Source organism: Streptomyces sp. bgisy027, from assembly GCF_057710365.1.
In genome coordinates this window covers 1-947 of record NZ_JBYIVZ010000138.1, presented here as the reverse complement: position 1 = coordinate 947, position 947 = coordinate 1, and the positions used below count along the sequence as shown (strand labels likewise).

Genomic DNA, 947 nt, shown 5'->3' with positions numbered 1-947 from the left:
CCAGGAAGTGAGCGAAACATCTGGTCACAGCCACTCGTTGATGGCCGCAACCAGGACGGTTGCCTCGTAGCGGACCGCGAGCTTGTCGTACCGCGTGGCCACGGCGCGGTGTCTTTTGAGGCGGTTGATGCCGCACTCGACCGCGTGCCGGGCCTTGTAATCCTCGGGATCGAACTTCGGCGGCCGGCCGCCGCGCGAGCCGCGTTTCTTGCGGTTGCGGGCCTGGTCGGCCTTGTCCGGGATGGTGCAGCGGATGCCGCGCCGCCGCAGGTAGGCGCGATTCTTGCGGGAGGCGTATGCCTTGTCGGCGCGCACCCGCCGCGGCCTGGTGCGCGGCCTGCCCGGCCCCGGTCGGGGCACCCGGATCCGGCCCAGGACGGCCTCGAACTGCGGGGAGTCCCCGCGCTGTCCGGCGGTGACCACGATGGACATGGGCTTCTGCCCCTGCTCGACGGCCAGATGCAGCTTGGTGGTCAGGCCGCCGCGCGAGCGCCCCAGCCCGTGGTCGGCCGGCTCGGTGGCGATGCCGCCGGGCGGCTCCTTCTGCAGTTCCCCCTTTTCCGCGCCCCGGCGGCGTGCTGGTGGGCCCGGCACACGGTGGAGTCGACGTTGATGTCCCACGTGATCAGGTCCTTGGCGTCGGCCCGGGCCTGGAGCTGGGTGAAGATGCGCTGCCAGGTGCCGTCGCGTTGCCACCGGCGGAACAAGTCGTACGCCCGGCCCCACGGCCCGTACTGCTCGGGCATGTCCCGCCACGGGATGCCGGTGCGGACCCGGAAGCGTATGCCGTCGATCAGCTGCCGCCGGGTCCATGTCGGCGGCCGTCCGGGCTTCTTGCCCCTCGGCAGCAGCGGCTCGAGCACCGCCCACTGCTCGTCCGTCAGGTCTCCACGCGCCACGAACCAAGATCATTCCATGCGCAAGATCCACTTTCGATACACGCCCTA

At 70.6% G+C, this 947-nt stretch carries 1 protein-coding gene; it reads right to left on the bottom strand.

Annotated elements, in window-relative coordinates; genetic code table 11:
• Window positions 1-24 precede the first annotated feature (24 nt).
• Window positions 25-899 (bottom strand): IS5 family transposase gene (locus tag AC3ETA_RS47755; RefSeq protein ID WP_432199167.1). Its coding sequence is split into 2 segments (ribosomal slippage): window positions 25-551 and window positions 551-899, totalling 876 coding nucleotides; the frame shifts between segments, so codons are not numbered across the junction.
• Window positions 900-947 lie beyond the last annotated feature (48 nt).